The following is a 22,611-nucleotide window of genomic DNA, read 5'->3' on the forward strand; positions in this document are numbered from 1 at the left end:
CTAGAGCAGCGGGAAAGGGTAAGCCAAGGATAAGCTCCCATTCAAAAAGTACCACATAAGGGATAGTGATTTGTGATGGTAGGCTTTCACGAGCTTACTGAATGGAGCGGTCAATACAGAAAAACAATTGCCGGGGGTATGACAAGCTGCCCTTCAAAAACAGGATCAGTAATAAACTAGAACGGATACATAAGACTAATTAGACTTCATGCTTTTATGAAACAATTGCTACTACTAAAAAACACTGGAAGTGCCCGACGAGGAGGCTCGCTGCTGTTGTTGGCGCTGCTGGGCCTTGCTCCGTTTGAGGGCTCTGCTTCTAAGAGAGAGCCTTCTAAGGTTGGTCTGGAGGTGACTTCTGCCAATGAGAAACAAAATGGACCCGTCACCGGGGTGGTAAAAGACGCCGCCGGCCAACCGCTGCCTGGTGTTTCGGTTTCTATCAAAGGAACCACCATTGGAGCCGTTACTGACATTGACGGGAAATTCAGCATCAACACCTCAGGGGTTAGCCAACCCGTACTTGTCTTCACCTACATAGGGTTCAGGAACCAGGAGATAGCCTACACAGGGCAAACATCCTTGAATGTAGCTCTGCAGGAAGACACCAAATTGATGGATGAGGTGGTAGTGGTAGGCTATGGTACTCAAAAGAAAGCAAATTTGACGGGGGCTGTGCATCAAATTGAGGCCGAAGCTTTGGAAGACAGGCCGATTACAAATGTGACCTCAGGTATGCAGGGCCTTATGCCGGGCGTTACCATCACCGGTGCTTCCGGTGCGCCAGGTAACAACGGCGGCTCCATCCGGATCAGGGGGATTGGTACCATTGGGAATGCTACTCCATTGGTAGTGATTGACGGGATACCGGGCGGAACCTTAGACATTCTCAACCCAAATGATATTGAGACTATTTCTGTGTTGAAAGATGCGGCTTCTTCCTCTATCTATGGGGTACGGGGAGCCAACGGCGTAATTCTGGTGACCACTAAGAAAGGACATTCAGGCAAACCTTCCATTTCCTATAACACTTATTATGGCATACAGACACCCACTGCATTGCCAAAATTTTTGGGATCCCCAGATTATATGACCTTGCTGAACGAGGCGCAAAGTAACGCTGGCCGGAACCCAACCTATTCTCCTGAGGAAATTGAGATTGCCCGGAACGGGTCTGATCCTAATTACTACGCTAACACCAATTGGATAGAGGAGGTATATAAAGATTACGCGCCCCAATTGAGCCATAACTTAAACATTAGCGGCGGTGCGGACAAAACCAATTACATGCTGTCTTACGGCTACCTGAAAGAAGGTGGTCTGGTGGTTGGTGATGCATTTGAAGCCAACCGCCATAACGTAAGAGCCAAGATTAGTACTACCTTGGTTGACCGCTTAGAAGTGGCCGTCAATCTAGGCTATGTAGACAGAGCCTATTCAGGCTCTGCGGCCGGAACCGGTCCCTTATATTCAGCACTTTCTATCAGACCTTTAGTGCCAGTGCGGTTTACGACTGGTACGTGGGGCTATCATGGTGGGCAAAGTAACCCTATAGCTATTGCGACAGATGGAGGGACAAATAAATTTGGCTCTCAGGAATTCACGGGTAACCTTAGTGCAATTCTTAAAATTTTTGAAGGCTTGAACGTTAGAGGGCAATACGGAATTATCCGGTCTAACTCTAAGCGGGATATTTTTACCAAAACCATCAGATACTATAGTCCGGACCCTTCAATTACAGCACCTATCCATACCACTGGTGCTCCTAATTCCATTGATGCCCGCGACTACACCAATATGTATCAAACCTTTATTGGCACTGTTGAATATGAAAAGCGCGTTGCTGAGCATCATGACTTTAAGGTGTTATTAGGAGCATCACAGGAAGAAACTATCAGTGATAACTTTACTGCTACCAGATCAAATTTGGCTGGACACCAAACAGGCCACCTCAATATGGGGACAAAAGACCAGCAAAACAGCGGAAATGCATCTCAAAATGCTCTTCGTTCTGCATTTGGCCGGTTAAACTATGGTTTTAGAGACAAATATCTGGCAGAACTAAATTTTCGTTACGACGGCTCCACTAGGTTTGCCAAAGACGTACGCTGGGAGTTGTTCTCTGCTGCTTCAATAGGGTGGGTATTTACCGAGGAAAGCTTCTTTGCAGGGCTCCAAAATGTGTTGAACTTCGGTAAAGTGCGGTTTTCTTATGGAACTCAGGGTAATGACAGAATTACGTTGCCAGGCGGCGGGGTTATTGATTTTGGTTACATGGATATCCTAAGTACAGTTGCTACCATGCCCATTGGAAATGATGTAACTATAGGAGTAAGACAAACTGGGGTAGGGAATGAATTTTTAACCTGGGAATCAGCCATAAAGCAAAATGTTGGAATAGACTTAGCATTTGCTAATAACCGTCTGAATATTACCGGAGACTATTTTATCAATGAGACGGCTAATATTCTTTTGGTTCTTCCGCAACCAGGTCCTTTCGGAAATATATTCCCGCCCCAAAACGCCGGTAAAGTAGAAAACAGAGGCTGGGAGGTTCAAGTAGGCTGGAAAGACAAGAAAGGCGAGTTTGACTACGGCTTTAACTTTAACATTTCTGATGTAAGAAATAAAATTACCAGTCTGGGTAGTACTTTGGCTACTTACGGTGACCAAGTTCGTTTGGTAGGCCACCCAATTGATGCTTTTTATGGATTAGTAGCTGATCGCTTGGCTCAAGAGTCTGATTTCTCCTACAAGCCAGAATCTGGCACATTTGTAGCAGATTTCCCTTACATAGCGGGTGACAAAATTGCCCCCGGCGATATCATTTACAAAGATCTTAACGGTGACGGTTTAATAACGCTTGATGGTGATAGACAGGTGATAGGAAGTGCGATTCCACGTTATACTTTTGGGTTCCGGGGTGATGTTGCCTTTAAAGGCTTTGACTTCCGTTTCTTCTTACAAGGTGTAGGAGACGTAGACGGTTACCTGTCTGGAAATGCCCGTCATGCCTTTGCGTCTGAAAGTAATATGGCTCAAACGGTACACTTAGACCGTTGGACCCCAGACAACCCGGGAGCCAGCTACCCGCGTTTAGCATATCAACTTACCCATAACCAACGGCTGTCTACTTATTGGCTAGAAGATGCTTCTTATCTACGCCTTAAAAACGTGCAACTAGGGTATACTTTGCCTACCACGCTTACTGAAAGAGTGCGGATAAGCCGTTTGCGTGTTTATGCTTCCGCTGATAATTTGTTTACGGAAACTAATTATTTCTATGGTTTCGACCCTGAATCTCCTATTAGCAACGGGAATTTTTATCCTCAGGTGAAAACGTTTGTATTTGGGGTAAACATCAATCTTAAGTAAGCTGTAACATGAAAAAGATAACTATATATAGCCTGGTATTAAGTATGCTTTTATTAGGCGCATGTAATGATGATTTTCTGGAGAGGACTCCTCTTGATGAGATATCAAATGAAACCTTCTGGCAAACTGAAGACCAGTTAATTCTTGCCGTTAATGCATTATATGCCAATGTAAAAGCCAAAAATACCATTGACATGGAGAACATGGGGGACAACACCCTATGGCCTTCCTCTACTGCCTACCAATTGATAGGGAGCGGAAACTATGGTAATGATTTGGCTACTCTAAACAATGAGTACACCTCCCAGTATGCGGGAGTGCGTCAGGCTAATTTGTTCCTTGAGAATTATCAAAAAGCCTCAGTTAACCCCGAGCGTAAGGAAGAGCTTGCGGCAGAAGTAAGGGTCATTAGGGCGCTTATGTATAGCTACCTGACTAATTTTTGGGGTGATGTTCCCTTAGTTACTAAAACACTCCGGTTAGATGAGGTTTTTGTGCCCCGCTCTCCCAAAGAGGAAGTAATAGACTTTATCTTGCAAGATTTGGAAGAAGCCGCTCAGCATTTAAAGCCAACCATTCCTACAGGTGCTAACCTTGGTCGTATGAACAGAGGTGCCGCCTTAGCTTTAAAAGCGCGGATTGCCTTATACAACGGTCGCTGGGAGGTAGCTGAAAAAGCCGCTAAAGATGTCATGGACCTGGGTATCTACCGATTGTTCACTTCTGGTGATCCAAATAGAAACTACTATGATTTGTTTACCTATAAGGGGAAATTGGCTACAGGTAACAACAAAGAGACTATTATAGCCCGCTTAAATATTGATGTTATAGATTATCATCATAACCTGAGCCGCGAGATTCAGGTGCCTGATCAGGTAGTACGCTGGAACCCTACTAAATCACTGGTAGATTCATACCTGATGGAAGACGGGTTGCCTATAGATAAATCTCCGCTCTACAATGTTACCAAGTACGAAGATGTGTTTGAAAATCGCGATCCGCGCATGACCCAGACTATCTTGCAGCCAGGTGCAGCCTGGGGCGGGCGTTTAGATGGCCGACCAGCTAACCAGAATCCAGACCCTTCTATTTTCATGGTCCCTAAATTCACGTCAGATAGCCGTGGGGCAGTTACCATTACAGGCTATTACTTCACTAAATACGCTGAGATTTCTACAATAAGTAGTGTTAGCCGTGATTATAATGATTTTCATTTACTGCGCTATGCTGAGGTGCTGCTCACCTATGCTGAGGCACGTTTGGAGCAGGGCAAACTGACCCAGGCAGACTTAGATATGACCATTAACCTGTTGCGTGACCGGGTAGGCATGAAACGTATGGACTTGGCAGAACTGGCGGCAAATGGGCTTGATGTGCGGGAAGAAATAAGACGGGAACGCCGGGTGGAGCTTGCCCTGGAGGGACAGCGCTATTTTGATATCAAACGCTGGAAGCAAGGCCATCTTTTGGCCGAGGATACCAAAGGAACCAATGTGAACTGGTTATCAAATCCTGCTTCTGCTTCTAACTTGCGTAGAGATCCCCAAGGGTTCATTATAGCCTTGAGCGGTAGAACCTTTGATCCTGCTAAGCATTACTTATGGCCAATCCCGCTGTCACAGCTAGAGAGATTCCCTGGCTTAGGGCAAAATCCAGGTTGGGATAGATAATGAATAAAGAAGCTCATCTATCTATTTGTTCTGATGGTAAACAAATGGATAGATGAGCTTCTCCTTGACATTCTGAGGATAAGACAACTGTTGTTTATAATAGTTTGGTTGATTCTGTTAGGGCTTAAATACTTAGTATTTACTTACATGTATAGCTATAACTGAATTTTATTATCATGTAATTCTTTAGTAAACACAGTTATAGTTATTAAAGCTTATTTGATAAAATACCCTTGTTTATTCTCCTAACAGGTGCTAAAAGAAATCTAGTAAACCTTTGCATCATCCATGCATTTTGTACTATCAGATTGTAGTGACATTTAACATTTTCAAACAATGAGAAAAATTCTAATACTATTTCTTGCACTCTTAGCAGGCGTTTCCCTTAATGCCTGTAAAGATGATGATATGGACGGCTTGATGGCGCCTGCAGCAGACTTCAATTTTACTCCATTGAAACCGGTAGAAGGAGTAAAAATGCTCTTTTATGCTGATCCAACTGAAGGTTCTGAAAAAATAACAGAATGGCATTGGAGTTTTGGAGATGGTAAAAACTCCACTTCAAACAAGCGGAACCCATATTTTACCTATGAGTCACCAGGGACTTATGAAGTAGTCCTAACCGTCAAAAATGCGGGTGGGGCTACTACTAGAGTGACTAAGTCAGTTACAGTCAATAAGATTCCAAAATTTAATTACACTAAAGTTTGGGAATTCAGTAACAGTACACCTGTTACTAAACTGAATGAAGGATCTAGTTCGCCAGTGATTGGTGATGACGGCACCGTTTATTATGTAGAAGGCCAGGGCAATCCAGTGGCCAACAGCAAAGTGGTGGCGGTGACAGACCTGGGGGCCACAGCCCAATTGAAGTGGGCTACTGCTGTTGGAAATTATATCGCCAATGCTCCGTCTATTGGAACTGATGGTAGCATTTACATAAATACTTGGGACAACACTAAATCTCTCTATAAACTAAACGGAACTGATGGATCTGTGATGTGGATGCGGGGAGGATCAGGACTTCTGGGAGCTTCCAACACTACCCCCGCCGTAGATGCACAAGGTAATATTTACCATGGTTCAAGATACACTTCACCCAATGGAGGCTTTTTCTCATGGACTCCGGGCGGCGATAAACGCTGGCAGATTGTTGGGGTAGGCTCTTTCTTCTCCTCCCCTGTATTGAGCAAAGATGAAGCGACAGTCTATGTGTACAACGCCACCGAAGGAAAATTATGGGCAGTGAATACCACAGACGGATCCCGTAAATGGACTGAATCTGTAGGGGTGGGCACTGCTGTCCATGGAACCTCATTGTCTATGGGCGCAGACGGTACTATTTATTATACTACCAATACACACGTGGTGGCCATTACAGATAATGGCGCTACTGGTGCGGTGAAATGGTCTACCGCAGTTACCGGAGCTGCCCAATCAGGCGTGGTTATTGGAGCTAATGGTGATCTGTATACGGGTTCTACCTTAGGGCTTGTTTGCTTAAACCCAGCAGATGGCACTATCAGATGGACCTATGCCATGAGCAGCAATGAGAGTGTACCCGCCGTAGACAAGGAAGGGCGCATCTACCTGGGCTCTACCAATGGGAAACTGGTAGTAGTGAACGAGGAAGGGATACTAGTGTCTGAAATTCCGTTGGGAGACGGTAACGTGAACTCCCCCACCATTACCAGTAACGGGACAGTATATGTAGAGGGGGTTTCAGGAGCCAACATCAAACTCTACAAAATTGCCGTGGAAGACAGCGGTCCCGCCAACTCTTTCTGGCCCATGAAAGGAAGAAATGTGAAGAACACCAGCCAATCAAAATAACCGGTTTATCTTAAACTGAAATTTTGGGTTCCTCTCCTCTTAAAATGTTAAGCATACAAATGAAGAATATCCTCCTTGGAGTGATGGCAGGAGCCGCCTTAATGGTGGCCTCCTGTTCTCCTTCCGCCACTCAATCTGCCTCTGAGAGCCAGGCAAAAAAGCAAAATGCGCGTAAATCCCAGAACCCAGAACAATTGCGGGTCATGTGCTACAACATCCACTACGCCAACCCACCCAGCAAGGAGAAGACGTTTATTGATTTGGACGCCATTGCGCGGGTCATCAAAGATGAAAACCCAGACGTGGTGGCGCTACAGGAGGTAGATGTAAACACCGCCCGTTCCGGTAAAATCAACGAAGCAGAGCAACTGGCTAAGAAAACCGGCATGAAAGCCTATTACTTCGCCAAAGCCATTGACCATGACGGCGGCGACTACGGCGTAGCCATGTTGTCTAAGTATGACCTGACAGACACCAAGACCTATGCCTTGCCAGATGACCGCAGCACCAACCCAGAGCCACGGGTCATGGCCACGGCCAAGGTGAAAACCAAGTCAGGGTTTGAGTTCATGTTTGCCGTTACCCACCTGGAGGTGAGAAGGGAAGAAAATCGGATGATGCAGATGGCTGAGATTGAGCGCATTGTAAAAGCTACCTCGCTGCCCGTGATCATTGCCGGTGATTTCAACGCCCGGCCGGAAAGCACCACTATTCAGTATTTGGATAGATTGTTCACCCGTACCTGCCAGACCTGCCCGCCTACCATACCGGTCATCAACCCCAACAGAACCATTGACTTCATCGCCTTCCGGCCAGGTGAAAAGTTTAAGGTATTGGAGCACAAAGTGATACCGGAGACCTACGCCTCTGACCACTTGCCCGTCTTCAGCGTATTGGAGATTAACCCCAACTAATGCCCTCGTCTGCACGTGACAGCCGGAGGCTGTTTTCGGCCTGTTTTTTGAAAAATAGACCCAAAACAGCCTCCGGCTCCTGTGCCGTATAGAAGAAATATTTCATTGCCTGCTCCTCATTTTAATCTTCAGCAGGATTTTACCTTTTAAGCACCACTTGTATGCCTAGACATCTTTTTGCGTTTTTCATTGGCCTTGCTTTCTTCTCCCTCTCCTGTAAAGACTCTGACAAGAAAGAAGACCCGGCTCCCCAACCAGAACCTAAAGAAGTAGTGTCTTCTATAAAAGTGATGACCTACAACATTCACCACGCCAACCCGCCGTCCCGCGCCAATGTGATTGACCTGGATGCCATCACCAACGTGATCAAAGCCGAGAAGCCCGATGTGGTAGCCTTGCAGGAAGTGGATGCCAACACCCAACGGTCCGGACCGGGGAACCAGGCGCAGCAATTGGCCGCGCGGCTGGGCATGCAGTTCTATTTTGTAAAGTCTATTGATTACCAGGGCGGAGAATACGGAGTGGCCATCTTGTCTAAATACCCGCTAACCGAGAAAACTATGTATATGCTGCCAACTAAAGCCGGTACTGGCGGGGAGGCCCGTGTGTTGGCCACTGCCAAAGTAACCCTGCCAGATGGGATGGTATTCCGGTTTGGGAGCACGCACCTAGATGCGCAGTCAGACCCGGCCAACCGCCAGTTGCAGATAGAAAAAATTACCGATTTGGCCTCCCAGGAAAGCCTGCCCTTCCTCATTGCCGGTGACTTCAATGCCACTCCGGGCTCAGAGGTCATCAATACCCTGGACGGCAGCTTTAAGAGAACCTGCCAAGCCTGTGCGCCTACCATTCCGGCAGTGAGTCCAACTAAGGCTATTGATTTTATTGCCTATAAGTACCCGGCCCCCAAACTAAGTGTAGTTTCTCATAACGTAGTCAATGAGCAGTATGCCTCAGACCACCGGCCCGTTGTAGCAGTGATTGGCATTGCAAAGTAACTGCATGAAGAACCTCTGGAGAACCTTTACCCTGGTGCTGTTGCTAGTGGCTTTTTGCCGTACGGGAATGGCCCAGCAAAAACGGGCCCTCACGTTTGCAGTGGTCACTGATACGCACATTGGCAAAAGCGGGAATGATACGGGCTTGGCGTCCATTGTGAAAGACATCAATGGAAACCCTGACATACATTTTGTCCTGCACGCCGGCGACGTTAGCGACTTTGGGTACAATGACCAGCTGGGCAAGGCCAAGGAACTCATGGACGGGCTGAATAAACCCTATTTCATAGTACCCGGTAACCATGATACCGGCTGGTCTGCCAGCGGAGGCCTGGTGTACAACACCCTCTGGAAAGAACAGAAGTTTGTGACTGATATTGAAGGCGTCCGTATCATCGGGTTCAGTACTGGGCCTTACGGCCGAATGTCAAGAGGATATGTGCCGCTGGACCAGATGCGGTGGCTGGACAGTCTGGTGCAAGCTACGCCAAAGAAGCAGCCCGTATTTTTCATTAGCCATTATCCGTTAGATGAAGGGCTAAGCAATTACAGCCAGGTCATTGACAAACTGCACCAATTGAACACGCTCGCCGTTTTCTGCGGGCATGGGCATGTGAACAAGCTGTATGACTATGACGGGGTGCCGGGCATTATGACCAGAACCGCCCAGGTAAGACAAGGTACGCTGGCCTACAATATCTTCACCCTCACACCAGATTCGCTCCGTGCTCAGATGAAAGAGGTTGGGAGGCCACTTGGTGCTGCTTGGGCTTCCCTTTCGGCCAAAGGGAAAAGAGCAAGAACCAGAACCGCTGCTTTAACTCCCGGCAGATCCCCTATCGCCCCTGAGCATAAGCAGGTGAGGGCGGTATGGACCTACCAGGACAAAGGCAACATTGTCTCTACCCCGGCAATCTGGAAAGATCAGGTGCTGCTAGGGAACCTGCTGGGCGAGTTCAAATCCCTTAACCCAAAGAAAAACAGGGTCAACTGGAGTTTCAACGCAGGGCAGGGAATTTATGCGTCGCCGGTGGTGACGGGCAACCGGGTGATATTTGCCTCTTCAGACAGTTCTGTCTACTGTCTGAATGCCCGTACAGGAAAGCTGCTGTGGCGGGTGAAAACCCAGGCTCCGGTGCTGGCCACCCCTACCGTTGAGAAGGGGACAGTCTATATTGGCAGCAGTGACTCCACCTTCAGGGCGTTAGACATACAGTCAGGCAAAGTGCTGTGGGCATATAAGGGGCTGGAGGGGTTTCCGGCCAGCCAGCCAACGGTGGCAGAAGGGAAAGTGGTGTTTGGCACCTGGGGCAAAACTCTTTATGCGCTCAACAGCAGAGACGGGAGCCTTGCCTGGACATGGAAGAACCTTGACTACAGCCACTACTACTCCCCGGCCATGTGTGTTCCCGTGATCCAGAACAAGAAGGTGTACATGGTGGCCCCAGATGAAAAACTGCGCCAATTTGACTTAGAAACCGGTGAGCAAACCTTTACCACCGCCAGATACCGGGTGCGGGAGTCGTTAGGCGGACAGGCAGAGCAGAATCTGTTGGTGGCAAAGACTATGCAGGACTCAGTAGTGGTTTGGAGCACAAAAGGAGCGCAGCCTGAGCCAGTACTGAACTTCCATGCAGGGTTTGGAAACGATTTTTCAGCCTCCATGCCCGTTATTCAGGAAAAAACAGCCTTCTTCGGGACCACGTTTGGGCGGGTTTATGCGGTTGAGTTGCAGGCAGGGAAGGTGAGTTGGGTTTATCAGGCCAGTGAAGACATGATCAACACGGTACGGGTGTTACCCAACGGGAAAGTGCTGGCTGCCAGCGTTGACGGTAAAGTTGTATTACTGGAAGGATTAAAATAAAGGATCTCTGCCGTGCCTCTAACAGTGGGCGCAGCTAAGATGGTGAATTTTCTGTTTCCGGCCTGTTTTCTGAAAAACAGGCCGGAAACAGAAAACCTATACAGGCTGCAAAAGGAAGGCAGGAAAATGAAACTCATGCTGGAGGAACCTCCTTCTCCCCATCTTTGCCTGTCTGGAGGCTCCTGTTTATGGGCTGTTTTTCTTAAATCAGAGCAAAACCAGGAGTAATGTTTCGCGTGCCACCGGTTAGGCAAATGCTGCCAAAGCCAGATAATGGCTATTCCTCTTATAATAATTGTCTATTGCCCCTCGTAACTAGAAGCCTATGAATATTGTCATCGCCCCAGATTCTTATAAAGGGAGTTTATCAGCTAAAGAAGTGGGGCTTACAATTCAGGAGGCTTTTCAAATGGAGGCCCCTGAGGCAAAGGTGTGGGTGGTTCCTATGGCAGATGGCGGTGAAGGAACCCTGGAAACCCTGCTCTATTCTACAAACGGTACCAAGGTAGAAACAACGGCAAGTGGCCCTTTGGGCCACGCTATAACCACAGGCTATGGCATCCTGGGTGATGGGCGTACCGCTGTTATTGAAATAGCCCAGATTGCTGGCCTGACCATGGTACCTGATGCGGAGAGGAATCCAATGCAGACAACCACGTACGGGGTGGGGGAGCTGATCAAAGAAGCCCTTGGCAAAGGCATCAGAAACTTCATCATTGGTCTGGGCGGAAGTGCCACCAATGATGGGGGCTTGGGCATGATGCAGGCGCTGGGGGTGGTGTTTCAGGATGAAGAGGGGAAGCCGGTGCAACCCATTGGGGCATCCCTTTCTAAAATAGTGAGCGTAGACTTTGCGCCTCTTCTCCCTCAGATGAAGGAGTGTCAATTTAAAATTGCCAGTGATGTGAAAAATCCGCTGTGCGGATCAAATGGCGCCTCCTTTACCTATGGCTCCCAGAAAGGGGCCTCTCAGGAGCAGGTGGTGCTGCTGGATAAGGGCATGCGCAACTTTGCTGATTTAATAGAGCAGGCCCTGCAGCAGAAGCTGCAGCAGATGCCGGGGGCAGGGGCTGCAGGAGGCCTGGGGTTTGCCTTTCTCGCTTTGGGCGCAACCCTGGAGCCAGGGGCGCAGCTTATAGCCAATGCCGCAGGTTTAGACCGTTATGTGCAGCAGGCAGACTGGGTTATTACCGGTGAGGGACAGAGTGATTACCAGACTTTGTACGGGAAACTCCCTTTGCATATAGCCCAGGTGGCCCGTTCTTACGGCAAGCCAACCATTTTGATTTCTGGGGCCTTGGGGCGCGGGCATGAACAGCTTTTACCCCATTTTTTCAGCTGCCACGCCATTACCCATGCCCCCGTGACGTTGCAAGAGGCCATGGCCAGCAGCAAAGAAAACCTCTATTTCTGCGCCCGTAACATTGCCCGGCTTATCTCAAAGAAAAACCACTAAACAGGCTATATGGTACAGGGAGCTTTACTTTGTTTGATACTGGTGGCAGGGGTGGCGTTCATTGTGGTGGCCACTGCAAAATTTAAGCTGCATCCTTTCCTGGGGTTACTGCTGGCTGCCTTTGGGGTGGGTATTGCCGCTGGGGTTCCCTTGCCAGAGGTGGTCAAAGCGGTGAATGACGGTTTTGGCGGACTCATGGGCTATATTGGGATAGTGGTGGTGGCCGGCACTATCATTGGTAAAATTCTGGAAAAATCAGGTGCTGCGCTGCGTATGGCCGAGGTGGTTCTGCGGGTGGTGGGGGAGAAAAGACCGCAGCTGGGCATGTCCTTAATTGGGGCGCTAGTGAGTATTCCGGTGTTTTGTGATTCTGCGTTCGTCATCTTGAGCAGCCTTAGAAAAGCGCTGGCGCAGAGGGCGCACGCCCCGCAGGCATCTATGTCAGTGGCCCTTGCCACGGGTTTGTATGCAACGCATACGCTGGTCCCGCCCACCCCGGGTCCCATAGCCGCAGCGGGTAATATTGGTGCCAGTAACTACCTGGGTACGGTGATTCTGTTCGGGTTGATCGTGTCTGTGCCTACCATGTTGGCCGGCTATTTCTGGGCCACCAACGTCGCCGTTAAAATTCCGGTGGAAGAGGAGCAGGAGCCAACCGCCTCCTATGAGGACATTCTCAAGGATTTCGGCCAAATGCCCTCCGCTTTCAAAGCCTTCATCCCCATTCTATTGCCCATTGTCTTGATTGGGGCAGGCTCAGTAGTCAGCTTCCAGCAGTGGTCAGGGGAGGCGGCCTATGTCATGCTTTTTCTGGGAACGCCTGTGGTGGCGTTGCTCCTAGGGGTTTTGGCCGCGTTTGCCCTACTGCCCAAATGGAATGAAGAAACCCTGACCGGTTGGGTGGGCGAAGGGCTGAAAGATGCCGCCGTCATTCTCCTCCTTACCGGTGCCGGCGGTGCCTTTGGGGCGGTGATCAAAGCCACCTCTGTTGCAGAAGTGATCAAAGGGGTGGCTCAGGGCGAAGCCATGCAGGGAGCCTTGTTGCTGCTTGTGCCCTTCCTGATTGCGGCAGCCCTAAAGACGGCCCAGGGGTCTTCAACCGCCGCCCTGGTTATTACCTCAGCGCTGGTTGCCCCTACTCTTGCTCAGGCGGGCATTGTGGGCGCGGTGCCCTTGGCTTTAGTGGTCATGGCCATAGGGGCAGGGGCAATGGCGGTAAGCCATGTGAATGACAGCTATTTCTGGGTGGTGACACAGTTCAGCGGCTTAAAAGTAGCAGATGCCTATAAAGCCCACACCATGGCTACCTTGCTGCAGGGGATCACGGCTATTATAACGACCATGATCCTGTGGTGGCTCTTGGTATAGCCAGCTGCAAGTGGTTACTGCTGGTGCAGGCTCTGGTTTTACGCTGATTTCTGAAAAGTAAGCCATAAACAGCCTGTAAAGAGGGTATGATGCTGGCCAAGCTAAGAAATTATATTTTGTAAGCGCATAGAAGTAGTAAATTATAAGGAAAACCAATTTTTAGCGTAAAGACTTTTATAAAAAAATACCGAAAGTATTTTAAGATTAGGTAAAAAAGTTGTTATTTGTAAAGTGATTAGTTGCAAACAGGTATGAGTACATTAATTCAGGTAGATGCTTATATAGATTCTCTAAACCATGTAGAGAAGAAAAAATATAACCAGAAGATTAAAATAATCAAGGAGTTGTATGTGCAGGGGCCTAAGACCAACGCAGAAATCTGTACAGATTTCCGGATCAGTTCCCCCACCTCCAAAGGTCTTCTGAAAGAGTTGATAGAAGAAGGGTTGGTAGAGAAGCAGGGGCAGGGGAAATCTGAGGGCGGGAGAAAACCAGCCCTGTATGGTCTTCGGGATAACTCTTTATACGTGTTGAGCATAGCCTTGGGCCGTTTTAGAACCCGTATGGCCATCTTTGACAACAACAACAATAACATTACCCGTACCCGCGTCCTGCCTATCCATATCTCCAAAGACATGGGCATCATAGAACAACTCTATGAACACGCAGAAGAGCTCATAGCCTCCTCTGGTATTGACCGGGAAAAACTGTTGGGTATTGGGCTCAGCATGCCCGGCCTGGTAAATGCCAAGGAAGGAAACAACCACACCTATCTTATTCCGCCTACCGGAGCAGAGTCCCTGCAAAAAATACTTTCCAGCAAGTTCAACAAACCTGTCTACCTGCAGAATGACGTCAAGAGCATTGCGTTGGCAGAGTATAGGTTTGGGTTGGCCAAAGGCCGGAAAAATGTGCTGGTGCTAAAACTGGACTGGGGCATTGGCCTGGGCATTTTAACCGACGGGAGACTGAACAGCGGCTACACGGGCTTCGCCGGTGAGATAGGGCACATCCCGCTGGTAAACAATGGCGCCCTTTGCTATTGTGGCAAGATAGGCTGCCTGGAAACGGTGGCCTCCGGCATTGCGCTCACAAGAATGGCCAAAGAGGGCATCCAATCGGGCCAGTATTCCCTGCTCAACGAGCTTTCCGGAGGCGAAATAGACAAGATTAACCCGCAACTCATCATTGACGCCGCCAACCTGGGTGACCAGTTTGCCATTAATATTCTTTCAGAAATGGGCATCAGCCTGGGCAGGGGCATTGCCATTTTGATTCAGTTGCTGAACCCGGAGCTCATTATCCTGGGCGGCAGAATGGCCGAGGCCAGACAATACATCACCACCCCCATTCAGCAGTCCATTAACCAGTACTGCATGGCCCAGATGCGGGAGAAGACAGAGATTGTGCTGTCTACCCTAGGGCTGGAGGCAGATATTATGGGGCCGGTGGCCGTGGTCATGGAGAACATTTTTGAAGACGTGCTGGAGAGTGACAGTGAATAATCCCAGGCCAGGTTTCTGTTTTTGGCCTGTTTTCAGAAAAGCAGGCCAAAAACGCCTAAGACGCAGCTAGCTAGGTGTGCCCTTGTAGCGCCTTTGTTTTGATAAGATTATAAAGACTGTAGTGCTGAGTAAGAAGTTAATAGTGGAAGATGAAACAATTACAGATGAATAAATACTTTTCTTTTGTACTGGCCCTAATAGCCCTGCTGGCGGTGGCTTGTACCAACACGGGGCAGCGGGAAACAGAGGCGGGCAAAGCCAGTGAACAGCAAGACCAGGTGATTGCGGCGGCCAGAGGGGTGATGCAACGGTTGATTGGCGACCGGGCCAAAGACATCACCCTTGAAATCATTCCAGCCCAGGACAGCCTGGATACCTATGAGATTGAAGCCAAAAACGGGAAATTAACCGTGAGGGGCAGCAGCGCCGTGGCCATGACCTTTGGGTTTCACCAGTACCTCAAAAAAGCCACCAACAGCATTGTAAGCTGGAGCGGGAACCACCTGAACCTGCGGGACCAATGGCCAGACTATGCCAAAGAACGCGCCACCTCGCCGTACCAATACCGCTATTTCCTGAACGTGGTGACCTACGGCTACACCACGCCTTACTGGGACTGGGAGCGCTGGCAAAAAGAGATTGACTGGATGGCCCTGCACGGCGTGAACATGCCGTTGGCCGTGGTAGGCAGTGAGGCCATTGCCGAACGGGTTTGGAAAAAGCTGGGCCTCACCAACGAGGAAATCAGGGAATTCTTCACCGGACCGGCGCACTTGCCGTGGCACCGCATGGGCAACATCAACAAATGGGACGGCCCTTTCCCAGACGGTTGGCATGACGGTCAGGTAAAACTACAGCACCAGATTCTGGACCGCATGAAAGAACTGGGATTTGAACCCATCGCGCCCGCGTTTGCCGGTTTTGTGCCTGAGGGTTTCAAGAAAAGGCACCCAGAACTGAAAGTGAACGCCCTGAAGTGGGGTGGGTTCCCAGAGGAAAACAATGCCTACGTGCTGGCCCCAGATTCGCCTTTCTTTGAGAAGATAGGGAAGCTATTTGTGGAGGAATGGGAAAAGGAATTTGGGAAACACAAGCTGTATCTGTCAGATAGCTTCAACGAGATGGACGTGCCCGTACCCAAAGACAACCCCAACGCCAAATATGACCTGCTGGCTGGCTACGGTGAGTCTATCTACAAGTCTATTATGGCCGGTAACCCAGATGCCGTGTGGGTGACCCAGGGCTGGACCTTCGGCTGGCAAGCCGATTTCTGGGACAAGAAAACCCTGAGCGCCATGATGTCCCGGGTGCCAGATGACAAAATGATCATCCTGGACCTGGCCAATGAATACCCGAGCCTGGTTTGGAACATCCCATCGGTATGGAAGGAGCACGAAGGCTTCTATGGAAAGAAATGGGTGTACAGCTACGTGCCAAACTTCGGGGGCAAAACCCCTTATACCGGCGTATTGTCTATGTACGCCTCGGGGGCTATTGAAGCTCTGAAATCACCGTACCGCAAGACGTTGATTGGTTTCGGCTCAGCGCCGGAAGGCATTGAGAACAATGAGGTGGTGTATGAACTGCTGGCAGACATGGGCTGGGCGCACGAGGAAATCAACCTGGACCAATGGATGCAGGCGTACAGCAAAGCCCGCTACGGCGGCTATCCGGCCGAGGTGCAGACCGCCTGGGACCAGCTCCGCAAATCAGTGTTCAACAGTTTCTCGCCGTACCCGCGCTTTGTGTGGCAGTTGGTGGTGCCAGACACCAGAAGAAAAGGGGTGGTGAACACAGAGCCGCTCTTCTTTAAAGGGGTTGAAAACTTCTTGGCCGGTTCAGAGAAGCTCAAAAGTAGCCCATTATACCGCCATGACGCTATTGAGATGGCCATGCTGTACCTGGGCGCCAAAGCAGATGAGCATTACAAGCGGGCCCTGGCCGCCAAGGCTGCCAAAAACCAGGCTCTGATGAAACAGGAAGGGGACAAGGCCATTGCTATTCTGTTAGACATTGACCGTTTGCTGGAGTCGCACCCCACCAACCGCCTGCAGCCGTGGGTAGAGTTGGCCCGGTCACACGGCAAGAATAGCCAGGAGAAAAATTACTATGAAGCCAACGCCAAGCGCCTGATAACCACTTGGGGCGGCGTGAACGAAGACTATGCCGCCAGGCTCTGGAGCGGTCTCATCAAAGATTACTACGTGCCGCGCATGAAACTGCACCTGTATGAACCCAACGCCAATATTGATGCCTGGGAAGAAGCCTGGATACAAAAGCCCTGGACCAACAGGACCACTCCTTTTGAGGACCCGCTAGCCAAAGCCAAAGAACTGGTGCAGAAGCACAAAGGCGCATGAGGTATTATCTGGTGAACGGAAATTCATCTGAAGGTTCGGGTCACCGGAGTGTATAGAAAAGCTGTTTTCGGCCTGTTTTTGAGAAAACAGGCCGAAAACAGAAAATTGGCAGGCGGCCTTGATGTTTAGCTCCTGCCAGAAAACTATCTAATGTTAAACTTGAATGAAGGTGCAATCCCCCTATAAAACCCCCTTACTTTTCACCCTGACGCTGTGGTTAGGCTTGCTCAGTTTTGGCTGCGCCCGAAAGAATGTGACCCCCACGGCCTCTACGGCTCCAGCGGCAGCGGCCAATTCTACTACAGATGCCGTAGCTGCTAAAGCCTCTTATGACCTGATTAAGCGCATAGTAGGCAAGTACGCAGACCAGTTCGTGGTGGAGTTCATCCCAAAGGAAGGGGAGAAGGACGTGTTTGAGGTAGAGAGCCTGGGCGGCAAGATTGTGCTGCGCGGGAACAACGGTGTATCCATTGCCAGCGCGCTGAACCACTACCTGAAGCATTACACCCATAGCAGCATCACCTGGAACGGCAGTAACCTCAACCTGTCAGACAAGCTGCCCGTGGTAACACAGAAAGTGAGACAGGCAAGCCCGTATAAATACCGCTACTACCTCAACTACTGCACGTTCAACTACACCATGAGCTGGTGGGACTGGGAACGCTGGCAGTGGGAGATTGACTGGATGGCCCTAAACGGCATCAACATGCCGCTGGCCGTAACGGGGCAGAACGCCATTCACCGCCGGGTGTACAAGAGCATGGGACTGACAGATAAGGATTTGGAGAGCTTCTTCAGCGGGCCGGCGTATTTTGCCTGGTTCTGGATGGGCAACCTAGACGGCTGGGGCGGCCCGCTGCCCGTGAGCTGGATGGACAGCCATGAGGCGCTGCAGAAGCAGATTCTGGAAAGGCAAAGAGGCTTGGGTATGACACCTATCTTGCCCGCCTTCACCGGGCACGTGCCACCAGCTTTCAAAGACAAATTCCCGAAGGCTAACCTGAAGAAAACGAACTGGGACGAGATGTTCCCGGACGTGTACTTGCTGGACCCCGACGACCCCATGTTTGTGGAAATCGGCAAGAAATTTATTGAGGAGGAAATCAAGACCTTCGGCACTGACCATTTCTATACCTCAGACACCTTCAATGAGAACCAGCCGCCGTCCAGCGACTCTCTGTTCCTGAACAACGTGGGCCAGAAGGTCTATCAGTCTATGGCGGCGGCAGACCCCAAAGCCACCTGGATTATGCAGGGCTGGCTGTTCCATTTCTCCCGTGATTTCTGGCAAGCGCCCCAGATTCAGGCCATGCTCAACGGCGTGCCCAATGACAAGATGATTATCCTGGATTTGTGGAGCGAGAAGAACCCCATGTGGCAGAAGACAGAGGCGTATTATGGCAAACCCTGGATTTGGAACATGCTGCACAACTTCGGGGGGAACGTGAATATGTATGGATTGATGGATAGAGTGGCTACCTGGCCAGCTGAGGCGCTGCACCACCCCAACCGGGGCAAACTGACCGGTATTGGGCTCACGCCCGAAGCCATTGAGCAAAACCCGGTCATGTATGAGCTCATGATGGAGAACGCCTGGCGCGAAACGCCTACTGACCTTACCTCCTGGTTGAAAGGGTACACCCATCGCCGGTACGGCAAGGAAAATGCCAGCGCCAACCAAGCCTGGGAAATCCTGCGCCGCACCGTGTACGCAGACAGCGTGACCTCGGGCGGGCCCGAATCTATCATAGTGGGCCGACCTACGTTCAACAGAAACGCCGGAGGGGCCACCACCAACTTTACCTATAACCAACTAGAGTTGGTCACCGCCTGGGATAAACTCATAGCCGCCTCTAATGACTTAAAATCAGCCGAAGGCTACCAGTTTGACGTGGTGGATTTGACCCGTCAGGTGCTGGCCAATTACGCTACCCAGGTGCAGCAGCAGTTCGCGAAAGACTACAAGAACAAAGACGCGGCCGCTTTCAAAAAGCACAGTGCCGAGTTCATCACGCTGATTGAAGACCTGGACCGGCTGGTCGCCACCCAGGAAGACCTGTTGCTGGGCCGCTGGCTCAACGCCGCCAAGGCCTGGGGAACTACCCCTGAAGAAAAGCGCTTATACGAAAAAAACGCCCGTAACTTGTTGACTCTCTGGGGTGACAAAGACAGCAAGTTGAGTGAATACGCTAACCGCCAGTGGGCCGGTCTCCTGAATGGCTATTACAAACCGCGTTGGCAGCAATATTTCAGCTATGTGAACAGCCAAATGGCCAAAGGGCAGGCCATAGACCAGAAAGCCTTTGATGCCAAAATCAAAAACTGGGAGTGGCAATGGGTGAACAGCACTGAATCTTACCCAGATACAACTACGGGCAATTCAGTGGCCGTGGCCAATGAGTTGTACCAGAAGTACCATGCCACTATCAGGAACAGCTACAAATAGAAACGAACAAACAGCTTAGGTAATTTAACGTGAAGATTATGAACCGGAGAAACGTACTGAAATCATTAGGCCTTTCCATTGGGGCAGCCGTGATTAGCACAGAAGCCCTGGCGCATCTGGGTGACAACAAATATTCTTATAAAATCCCAGAGAACCCGCTCTACGGACCCATGGCCAAACCAGTGACCGCCATCTCTATTGGAGCCGGTAACCGCGGCACTGTGTACGGGAACTTTGCCGCTAAATTCCCTGAGCAGCTCAAGATTGTGGGCGTGGCCGAACCCAACCAATTCCGCAATGACCGCCACGCGCAGGTGCATTCTATTTCGGCAGAAAACCGTTTCCAGACCTGGGAAGACGTGTTCAAAAAGCCCAAGTTTGCTGATGCCGTGATTATTGCCACCCCAGACAACATGCACTTTGAGCCGTGCATGAAAGCCCTGGCTATGGGCTATGACATCTTGCTGGAGAAACCCATTGCGCCTACCGAGAAAGAGTGTCGCCAGATTCTGGACATGGCCCACAAAACCAATAGAATTGTAGCGGTTTGCCACGTGCTGCGTTACGCTCCGTACTTCGTGAAAATGAAGGAACTCATTGCCCAGGGTGCCATTGGCGAAGTTATCAGCGTGCAGCATTTTGAGCCTATTGAGCACACGCACATGGCCCACAGCTACGTGCGCGGCAACTGGCACAACTCCAAAGAAACCACGCCTATCATTCTGGCCAAATCCTGCCATGACCTGGACATCATCAAGTGGGTGGTGAACAAGCCCAGCCAAAAAATTGTGGCTATGGGCGATTTGAAGTGGTTCAAGAAAGAAAACGCCCCCGCCGGCAGCACTGCCCGCTGCACTGACGGCTGTAAAGTAGAGCGCGAATGCCCGTACTCCGCTATCAAAGAATACTACGAACGGCGTAACCGCAACAAAGTACTGGACTTGCCAACCGACAAATCACAGCAAGATGCGGCCATTATGGAGCGCCTGAAAACCACCAACTACGGCCGCTGCGTGTACCGCATGGAAAACGACCAGCCAGACCATTACGTGACCAGCATTCAGTTTGCTGACAGCGTGACGGCCAATTTCTCCATGGAAGCCTTTACGTCTTACCATGACCGCCGCACCCGCATCATGGGCTCTATGGGCGACATGGTAGGCGACATGAAAGAACTGGTAGTTACTGACTTCCGCACCCGCAAATCAACCACGTTTGTGCCTCGGGTTGAAGATGTGGAAGGCTACAAAAACAGCGGCCACGGCGGCGGCGACTGGCTTCTGGTGCGTGACTTCGTGCAGGCCGTGGCTCAGCAAAATCCTGCCTTGTTGACGTCTACCATTGATGAATCCATTGAAAGCCACGTAATGGGCTTCATGGCCGAGGAAAGCCGTAAAAAAGGCAAAGTCATGGACATTAAAATGGAGAAAGTAAAGACTCCTCAAGGCCAGCCACAGGCGTTGAAAAGCTAGTCTAATACCTAGTTTTCCTGAATGAATTCCCGTTTTGGGGCTGTTTTCACGAAAACAGCCCCAAAACGGGAGTTTTTATTTATACCAGAACTTACTGGCCCAATGCAATAGCGGTCTGATTTGTATTCAGTTATACATTGTGTAAATTAACCACAGGAGCTTTGTATAGTAGCACCTTGGCAAATGATGTATACCTTTTTGCGTTGTTATTATGGAAGCTGCCCCGAAAAGAAAAAGCTGAGTTCTTTATAGCTAAAAGTTGTGGTACAATTAAATTAAGCAAAGTTGAGTCTATTTAAGCTATTTGGTGCGGGAAAGCCTAGAACTGCCGCTCAAAGAAAAAGTGATACCAAAAACAGATTAGTGAAGTTAGGTGTACCAGTTAATCAGCACCTGCCTTTAGTGGAGGATTGTACCAGTGTAGAGATAAGGGACAGCAAAGATGTTGTTAGGAGATTGGTAATTCTGTCAATTTTGCACGATTGTGTTCATGGCTTTGATGACCTTACAAAAGAAAGCACAATCGAGTTTTTCAAGAGTAGAGAGCTATGGGAGTATGTTTCAGGCAACGAGAAGGAATATTTATTGTCGGCAGAAGCAGATGAACAAGCAGAAATTAAGATAAGCTGGAGTGCAGAGTCTATGAAGGTATTCTTCTGGGCCGTTGGGTTGATAGAAAACTTAGATTTGCCCTTGAACGCTGCGAATTTAGCGGCTGCACACAAAGCAAGCCTAGAGAAATATAAATCTATTCCGGACTTCGTTCAGAATGCCAAGCTAAGGGATAAAGAGGAAATACTTAACGAGACTGACTTCATCTACAGAGTCCATTGGGCTGTCAAGCAGTCGATGCGACTAGGCAAACATGCTCCAGCTAACCTAAATCCCGATATCGTGTATGAGCGGCACTATGCATTCAATTGGTTGACTTGCTACGCTGGAGATTGGGACGAAATAACATGCGATACTTGAAAAGAACAGCTAGCCAAGGCCTTGAAATGTGAATAGGCAAAAGACAGTAATGCCAGACAATTACAATCATTAAACGCTACTATATGAAACTCCAATTAGACACCAAATCCATCATGATTGGCTTTTTAAGCGCAGCCTTGTTAATCTCGGCTTTTAGTTTCAAGAATGACAGTTCCGGGAATGGAGGAAAATATCAGACATCTATGGGAGAAAGAGGAATAATTATACTAGACACAGAAACAGGAGCTTATATAATCAACACTGATGCAACGAACTCTGGGTGGCGGAAAGGGAATTTTGAAAACACTTTTAAGGTAAGCAAAGACAATTTAGATAGAAAGTAATATTGTGGTAAAGTGGCTGGTTCCGTTCCACAAG

The 22,611-nt window shown here is 49.4% G+C and carries 14 protein-coding genes; all 14 read left to right on the forward strand.

Annotated elements, in window-relative coordinates; translation table 11 throughout:
• Positions 1-216: 216 nt before the first annotated feature.
• The 14 genes from FHS90_RS07610 to FHS90_RS07675 all read left to right on the forward strand — a co-directional run bounded on the left by FHS90_RS07610 (position 217) and on the right by FHS90_RS07675 (position 22,577).
• Positions 217-3,375, forward strand: a complete 3,159-nt coding sequence (locus FHS90_RS07610; protein WP_182512581.1) for a SusC/RagA family TonB-linked outer membrane protein — start codon at positions 217-219, stop codon at positions 3,373-3,375.
• Between the two features lie 8 nt (positions 3,376-3,383).
• Positions 3,384-5,045, forward strand: coding sequence for a RagB/SusD family nutrient uptake outer membrane protein (locus FHS90_RS07615; RefSeq protein ID WP_182512582.1), 1,662 nt, complete (start codon positions 3,384-3,386; stop codon positions 5,043-5,045).
• 336 nt (positions 5,046-5,381) lie between these two features.
• The gene (locus FHS90_RS07620; protein WP_182512583.1) at positions 5,382-6,878 is read left to right on the forward strand and encodes a BamB-related PQQ repeat family beta-propellar protein; all 1,497 of its coding nucleotides are present in this window, start codon (positions 5,382-5,384) and stop codon (positions 6,876-6,878) included.
• Positions 6,879-6,937: 59 nt separating this feature from the next.
• On the forward strand, positions 6,938-7,792 hold the full coding sequence (locus FHS90_RS07625; protein WP_074987925.1) for an endonuclease/exonuclease/phosphatase family protein: 855 nt from the start codon (positions 6,938-6,940) through the stop codon (positions 7,790-7,792).
• 161 nt (positions 7,793-7,953) lie between these two features.
• Complete coding sequence (locus FHS90_RS07630) at positions 7,954-8,790, forward strand: endonuclease/exonuclease/phosphatase family protein (RefSeq protein WP_241498911.1); 837 nt, start codon at positions 7,954-7,956, stop codon at positions 8,788-8,790.
• Positions 8,791-8,794: 4 nt separating this feature from the next.
• Entirely contained in the window at positions 8,795-10,654 is a 1,860-nt protein-coding gene (locus FHS90_RS07635; RefSeq protein ID WP_182512584.1) for a BamB-related PQQ repeat family beta-propellar protein, read from the forward strand.
• A gap of 325 nt (positions 10,655-10,979) precedes the next feature.
• Complete coding sequence (locus FHS90_RS07640; RefSeq protein ID WP_182512585.1) at positions 10,980-12,110, forward strand: glycerate kinase; 1,131 nt, start codon at positions 10,980-10,982, stop codon at positions 12,108-12,110.
• 9 nt (positions 12,111-12,119) lie between these two features.
• A complete protein-coding gene (locus tag FHS90_RS07645; RefSeq protein WP_182512586.1) occupies positions 12,120-13,478 on the forward strand; it encodes a GntP family permease in 1,359 nt (452 codons plus the stop codon).
• A gap of 251 nt (positions 13,479-13,729) precedes the next feature.
• Entirely contained in the window at positions 13,730-14,983 is a 1,254-nt protein-coding gene (locus FHS90_RS07650) for an ROK family transcriptional regulator (RefSeq protein WP_182512587.1), read from the forward strand.
• A 164-nt stretch (positions 14,984-15,147) separates the two neighbouring features.
• Positions 15,148-17,343, forward strand: coding sequence for an alpha-N-acetylglucosaminidase (locus tag FHS90_RS07655; protein ID WP_182512588.1), 2,196 nt, complete (start codon positions 15,148-15,150; stop codon positions 17,341-17,343).
• A gap of 163 nt (positions 17,344-17,506) precedes the next feature.
• The gene (locus FHS90_RS07660; RefSeq protein ID WP_182512589.1) at positions 17,507-19,789 is read left to right on the forward strand and encodes an alpha-N-acetylglucosaminidase; all 2,283 of its coding nucleotides are present in this window, start codon (positions 17,507-17,509) and stop codon (positions 19,787-19,789) included.
• A 38-nt stretch (positions 19,790-19,827) separates the two neighbouring features.
• Complete coding sequence (locus tag FHS90_RS07665) at positions 19,828-21,261, forward strand: Gfo/Idh/MocA family protein (protein WP_182512590.1); 1,434 nt, start codon at positions 19,828-19,830, stop codon at positions 21,259-21,261.
• Between the two features lie 285 nt (positions 21,262-21,546).
• Positions 21,547-22,233 (forward strand): DUF4272 domain-containing protein, encoded by a 687-nt coding sequence (locus FHS90_RS07670; RefSeq protein ID WP_182512591.1) that lies wholly within the window; start codon positions 21,547-21,549, stop codon positions 22,231-22,233.
• An 83-nt stretch (positions 22,234-22,316) separates the two neighbouring features.
• Positions 22,317-22,577: a hypothetical protein gene (locus tag FHS90_RS07675; RefSeq protein WP_066830127.1), complete on the forward strand. Its 261-nt coding sequence runs from the start codon at positions 22,317-22,319 to the stop codon at positions 22,575-22,577.
• The last annotated feature ends 34 nt before the right edge of the window (positions 22,578-22,611 follow it).

Source organism: Rufibacter ruber (genome assembly GCF_014138425.1).
Lineage (GTDB): Bacteria > Bacteroidota > Bacteroidia > Cytophagales > Hymenobacteraceae > Nibribacter > Nibribacter ruber_C.